The organism is Streptomyces sp. (assembly GCF_036566765.1).
GTDB lineage: Bacteria > Actinomycetota > Actinomycetes > Streptomycetales > Streptomycetaceae > Streptomyces.
This window is the reverse complement of record NZ_DATCVQ010000417.1, coordinates 1-5,778: the sequence shown is the minus strand read 5'-3', so window position 1 is coordinate 5,778 and position 5,778 is coordinate 1. Positions and strand designations below refer to the sequence as shown.

5 protein-coding genes and 2 riboswitches are annotated in these 5,778 nt (G+C 71.9%); of the genes, 4 read left to right on the top strand and 1 reads right to left on the bottom strand.

From position 1 onward, the window contains the following. From VIU94_RS24585 to VIU94_RS24575, 3 genes are all read left to right on the top strand, one after another. Window positions 1–235 (top strand): bifunctional nuclease family protein (locus tag VIU94_RS24585; protein ID WP_331914171.1); only part of this gene is annotated, 235 nt, incomplete at its 5' end. Window positions 236–455: 220 nt separating this feature from the next. Beyond that, window positions 456–1,061 carry a MerR family transcriptional regulator gene (locus VIU94_RS24580; RefSeq protein ID WP_331914169.1) on the top strand — a complete coding sequence of 202 codons (606 nt, stop codon included), beginning with the start codon at window positions 456–458 and terminating at the stop codon, window positions 1,059–1,061. An 80-nt stretch (window positions 1,062–1,141) separates the two neighbouring features. Then, the gene (locus VIU94_RS24575; RefSeq protein ID WP_331914167.1) at window positions 1,142–2,506 is read left to right on the top strand and encodes a DNA polymerase IV; all 1,365 of its coding nucleotides are present in this window, start codon (window positions 1,142–1,144) and stop codon (window positions 2,504–2,506) included. Window positions 2,507–2,659: 153 nt separating this feature from the next. Here VIU94_RS24575 and VIU94_RS24570 read toward each other — a convergent pair whose 3' ends face one another. Beyond that, on the bottom strand, window positions 2,660–3,028 hold the full coding sequence (locus VIU94_RS24570) for a PRC-barrel domain-containing protein (protein ID WP_331914165.1): 369 nt from the start codon (window positions 3,026–3,028) through the stop codon (window positions 2,660–2,662). A 115-nt stretch (window positions 3,029–3,143) separates the two neighbouring features. Further along, a riboswitch (glycine riboswitch) is annotated at window positions 3,144–3,241 on the top strand. A gap of 1 nt (window position 3,242) precedes the next feature. After that, a riboswitch (glycine riboswitch) is annotated at window positions 3,243–3,354 on the top strand. Window positions 3,355–3,419: 65 nt separating this feature from the next. Between VIU94_RS24570 and gcvP the strand changes: the two genes are divergently transcribed. Then, window positions 3,420–5,778: aminomethyl-transferring glycine dehydrogenase (gene gcvP / locus VIU94_RS24565; RefSeq protein WP_331914163.1), on the top strand; the 2,359-nt coding region annotated here is incomplete at its 3' end.

Here is a 5,778-nt window from a genome sequence, read left to right as displayed (position 1 = left end):
GCGTGAAGGGGTCTTCTACGCGGAGCTGGTCTTCGCCAGCGGTGTCGAGGTGAGCGCCCGGCCGTCCGACGCGATAGCGCTGGCGCTGCGCACCGGGACGCCGATCTATGGCAGCGACGGCGTGCTTGACGACGCCGGCATCGCGATTCCGGACGAGCAGGAGGACGAGGTGGAGAAGTTCCGCGAGTTCCTCGACCAGATCTCCCCCGAGGACTTCGGCACCAACAGCCAGTGAAGCCAGGGAGGGAGGCCGGCCGGCGACCGTCCGGACGGCTCTGGGTCGACCCCGGACCCGAGGTGCGATCAGCGCATTCGAGTAGCCTTTCCCGCAGAGAGACACGGGAAACCACTCTCAGGGTGATTATCACTCGGCGTGCCGAGTGTGGCGATCGTTGACGCACCCCGAGTGACTGCCTACCGTCGAGTGGGCAGTTCAAGGACGGAGGGTCGGCGTGATGAGCAGCGGCGACGGTACGGCGGGGGGCGCTCTCGGACGCACTCCGGGAGAGAGTGGGCTGTACCCGCTCCAGAGCGGCGCAGCCGACACGGGTACCGACACCCGAACCGACATCATCGGCTACCGCGGGCCGACGGCCTGCGCGGCGGCAGGCATCACGTACCGACAGTTGGACTACTGGGCGCGCACGGGGCTCGTGGAGCCCAGCGTCAGGCCCGCGTACGGGTCGGGCACGCAGCGGCTCTACAGCTTCCGCGACGTCGTCGTGCTGAAGATCGTCAAGCGGTTCCTGGACACCGGCGTCGCCCTGCAGAACATCCGGGCCGCGGTGCAGCACCTGCGTGCGCGGGGCTTTCGCGATCTGGAGCGCATGACGCTGATGAGCGACGGCGCGACGGTGTACGAGTGCTCCTCGCCGGACGAGGTGGTGGATCTCCTCCAGGGCGGGCAGGGCGTGTTCGGGATCGCGGTCGGCGTGGTGTGGCGGGACGTCGAGGCGGCGCTGTCGCAGTTGCACGGCGAGCGGGTCGATACCGGAGAGACGCTGATCGGGCACAACCCGGGCGACGAGTTGGCGGCGCGGCGGCGCGACAGGGCTGTGTGACGGTCGGGGGGTCGGGACTCTCCTGCGACTCGCACGCGAGTGCGGGTCCGTTGTCAGTGGCGTAGGGCAGCATCGGAGATGTGAGACCCGCGCCTACGATCCTGCATCTGGACATGGATGCGTTCTTCGCCGCCGCCGAGCAGGCGGCGAAGCCGAGCCTGCGCGGGAAGCCGGTGGTGGTCGGCGGGCTGGGGCCGCGCGGGGTCGTCGCGACCGCCTCGTACGAGGCGCGGCGGTTCGGGGTGCATTCGGCGATGCCGATGGCGCAGGCGCGCCGGCTCGCGCCGAACGCGGCGTATCTGGTGCCGAGGTTCTCGGCCTATCGGGCGGTCAGCGAGCAGGTCATGGAGCTGCTCGGACGGCTGTCCCCGCTGGTCGAGCCGCTGAGCCTGGACGAGGCCTTCGTGGACCTGGAGGCCGGGGGCAGGGCCTGGGACTCGGCGAGCGCGCGCGAGGCCGGTGAGCGGCTGCGCAGGGACATTCTCGCCACCACGGGGCTGACGGGGTCAGTGGGGCTGGCGGGGTCCAAGATGATTGCGAAGATCGCCTCGGAGGAGGCGAAGCCGGACGGACTCGTGCTCATAGAGCCGGGGACGGAGCGGGAGCTGCTCGGGCCGAAGTCGGTACGGATTCTCCCGGGCGTCGGGCCGGCCACCGGCGAACATCTGCGGCGGGCCGGGATGACCACGGTCGCGGACCTGGCGGCGGCCGGCGAGGACGAGCTCGTACGGCTGCTCGGGCGGGCGCACGGGGCCTCGCTGCATCGCATGGCCCAGGGGTACGACGACCGGCCCGTGGTGGCCGAGCGGGACGCGAAGTCGGTCTCCGTGGAGGACACCTTCGACGTGGACCTGCACGACCGGGTGCGGATCCGGATGGAGGTGGAGCGGCTCGCGGAGCGGTGCGTGGGCCGGCTGCGGGCGTCCGGGCACTCGGGGCGGACGATCGTGCTCAAGGTGCGGCGGTTCGACTTCTCGACGCTGACCCGGTCGGAGACCCTGCGCGGGCCCACGGACGACCTCGGGGTCGTCCGGGAGGCCGCCGGGCGGCTGCTCGAGGGCGTGGACACGACGGGCGGGGTGCGGCTGCTCGGGGTCGGGGTGAGCGGGCTCGCGGACTACACGCAGGAGGACCTGTTCGCGCAGGCGGCGGAGGCCGAGGCCGTGGCGGACGCGGCGGAGCCCACCGAGGCTGCGGCGCCCGCGGCGGAGCCGGAGCCGCCCCGGGAGCGGCGCTGGGCCGCCGGGCAGGACGTCCGGCACGCGGTGCACGGGCCGGGGTGGGTGCAGGGGAGCGGGGTCGGTCGCGTCACCGTCCGGTTCGAGGAACCGGACTCGGAGCCGGGCCGGGTGCGGACGTTCTTCGTCGACGACCCCGACCTGGAACCGGCCGACCCGCTCCCGCTGGTGCGGGACGGCCCGACGGAGGCGGCCGCAGGCGCGTAGGGGTACGCCCGGCCTTCGGCCGGGCCGGCGTTTCCACCGGTGGTCGGCCGAGCGCCGTCGGCGGCTGCGGGTGCGTGGAGGTGAGCCCGGGCCTTCCGCCGGGCCGGCGTTCAGGCGCGCCCGGCCTTCGGCCCTGCCGTGTTCCGCCCCTCCTCAGGCCTCGTCCTGGCCCGCCAGGCGGCCGAAGTCTCGGTCTTCGTGGGGGGCGGGGGGTAGCGCGATGCTGTAGTGGCGGTAGAGCTGGAGTTCTTGTTCCGGTGAGAGGTGGCGGCCTACGCCGAAGTCCGGGGCCTCCTTGATCAGGGACCGCTCGTACGGGACGTGCAGGCCGTTGGCGGCCAGCTCGCTGGGCTCCAGGGGGACGAAGGCGTCACGGCTGAACAGGCCCGTGCGGACGGCGGCCCACTCCGGGACGCCGGTCGCGTCGTCCAGGTACACCTCGTCCACGGTGCCGATCTTGTGCCCGTCGCGGTCGTACGCCTTGCGGCCGATCAGGCTGCGCGGATCGATATCGGTCTGCACGGTCCCTCCACGTGGTCGCGACTGCTCTCCAATCCCTACGAAAAGGCACATCCGAGATATCGGCCACTTGAGCGATCTGGCGACGCAACAGCGCTGGTAGGCTGGCTGTGGCTGTCGACCCCGCGCGGGAGAGTCCTCCGGAGAATCTTTCGGAGGCGCCGAAGGAGCAAATCCTCCCCGGAATCTCTCAGGCCCCTGTACCGCGCGGACGAGGTCACTCTGGAAAGCAGAGCGGGAGTCCGACGGCATCCGCTCTCACCGACGGTGAAAGCCGGCCGCCCCCACGCGCGCCGGTGAAGCTCTCAGGTTGAGATGACAGAGGGGGAGGCCGTCCGGGCACCCGCGCGTCGTGGTGCCCCTTCAGGGTCGTGTAGACCAGGAGGCCTCCGCAATGACCGCCAACCGCACTCCGCTCTCCGAGCTCGAACAGGGCATCCCCTTCGAGCAGCGGCACATCGGGCCCGACGCCGAAGCCCGGGCCAAGATGCTCGCGCAGGTCGGCTACGGCTCCCTCGACGAGCTCACCGCCGCCGCTGTGCCGGACGTGATCAAGAGCGCCGAGGCCCTGGGCCTGCCGGCCGCCCGCACCGAGGCCGACGTCCTCGCCGAGCTCCGCGAGCTCGCGGACCGCAACCAGATCCTCGCCCCGATGATCGGCCTGGGGTACTACGGGACCTTCACGCCGCCGGTGATTCTCCGGAACGTCATGGAGAACCCCGCCTGGTACACCGCGTACACGCCGTACCAGCCGGAGATCTCGCAGGGCCGCCTGGAGGCGCTGCTCAACTTCCAGACCATGGTCGCCGACCTCACCGGTCTGCCCACCTCCGGCGCGTCGCTGCTCGACGAGGGCACCGCCGCCGCGGAGGCCATGTCGCTGTCCCGCCGGGTCGGCAAGGTCAAGAACGGCGTCTACCTGGTCGACGCCGACGCCCTGCCGCAGACCATCGCGGTCATCGAGACGCGTGCCGAGCCCACCGGCGTCGAGGTCGTCGTCGCGGACCTGTCCGCCGGCATCCCCGCCGAGATCGCCGAGCGCGGCGTCTTCGGCGTGCTGCTCCAGTACCCGGGCGCCTCCGGCGCGGTCCGGGACATCAAGCCGGTCGTCGACCAGGCTCACGAGCTCGGCGCGATCGTGACCGTCGCCGCCGATCTGCTCGCCCTCACCCTGCTCGCCTCGCCCGGCGAGCTCGGCGCGGACATCGCCGTCGGCACCACCCAGCGCTTCGGCGTCCCGATGGGCTTCGGCGGCCCGCACGCCGGCTACATGGCCGTCCAGGACAAGCACGCCCGCTCGCTCCCCGGCCGCCTCGTCGGCGTCTCCGTCGACGCGGACGGCAACAAGGCGTACCGCCTGGCCCTGCAGACGCGCGAGCAGCACATCCGCCGCGAGAAGGCCACCAGCAACATCTGCACCGCGCAGGTACTGCTCGCCGTCATGGCCGGCATGTACGCCGTCTACCACGGCCCCGAGGGCCTGAAGACGATCGCGCGGCGCACCCACCGCTACGCCGCGATCCTCGCCGCGGGCCTCAAGGCCGGCGGCGTCCAGCTCACCCAGGGCGCCTTCTTCGACACCCTCACCGCCCGCGTCCCGGGCCGGTCCGACGAGGTCGCCGCCGCCGCCCGCGAGGCCGGCGTCAACCTGTACCGCGTCGACGCCGACCACCTCTCGATCTCCTGCGACGAGACCACCGGCCGCGCCCAGCTCGAGGCCGTCTGGAGCGCGTTCGGCGTCACCGCCGACGTCGAGGCCCTCGACGCCGCCACCGAGGACGCGCTGCCGGTCGACGCGCTGCGCACCGACGCGTACCTGACCCACCCGGTCTTCCACGCGCACCGCTCCGAGACCTCGATGCTGCGCTACCTGCGCAAGCTGGCCGACCGCGACTACGCGCTCGACCGCGGCATGATCCCGCTCGGCTCCTGCACGATGAAGCTGAACGCGACCACCGAGATGGAGCCGGTGACCTGGCCCGAGTTCGGCCAGATCCACCCCTTCGCGCCGATCGAGCAGGCCCAGGGCTACGTCACGCTCATCACCGAGCTGGAGGAGCGCCTCGCCGAGGTCACCGGGTACGACAAGGTGTCCATCCAGCCCAACGCCGGTTCGCAGGGCGAGCTGGCCGGTCTGCTGGCCGTCCGCGCCTACCACCGGGCCAACGGCGACGAGCAGCGCACCGTCTGCCTCATCCCGTCCTCCGCGCACGGCACCAACGCCGCCAGTGCCGTGATGGCCGGCATGAAGGTCGTCGTCGTCAAGACCGCCGACGACGGCGAGGTCGACGTCGCGGACCTGCGCGCCAAGATCGAGCAGTACCGGGACGAGCTCTCGGTGCTGATGATCACGTACCCGTCCACGCACGGCGTGTTCGAGGAGCACGTCGCCGACATCTGCGCGGCGGTGCACGAGGCCGGCGGCCAGGTGTACGTCGACGGCGCCAACCTCAACGCGCTGGTCGGTCTCGCCAAGCCGGGCCACTTCGGCGGCGACGTCTCGCACCTGAACCTGCACAAGACCTTCTGCATCCCGCACGGTGGCGGCGGACCGGGCGTCGGCCCGGTTGCGGCCAAGGCCCACCTGGCCCCGTTTATGCCCGGCAACGCTGCGGATCCGGCCAACGGCGAAAGCGGCACGCCGATTTCCGCCTCCCGCTACGGCTCGGCCGGTGTGCTGCCGATCTCCTGGGCGTACGTGAAGCTCATGGGCGGCCGGGGCCTCACGGAGGCCACCAAGTCGGCCCTGCTCG

What these genes read in the sequence shown, in the direction of transcription:
- VIU94_RS24580 (WP_331914169.1), top strand. Translation starts at nt 456, where the DNA reads ATGAGCAGCGGCGACGGTACGGCGGGGGGCGCTCTCGGACGCACTCCG.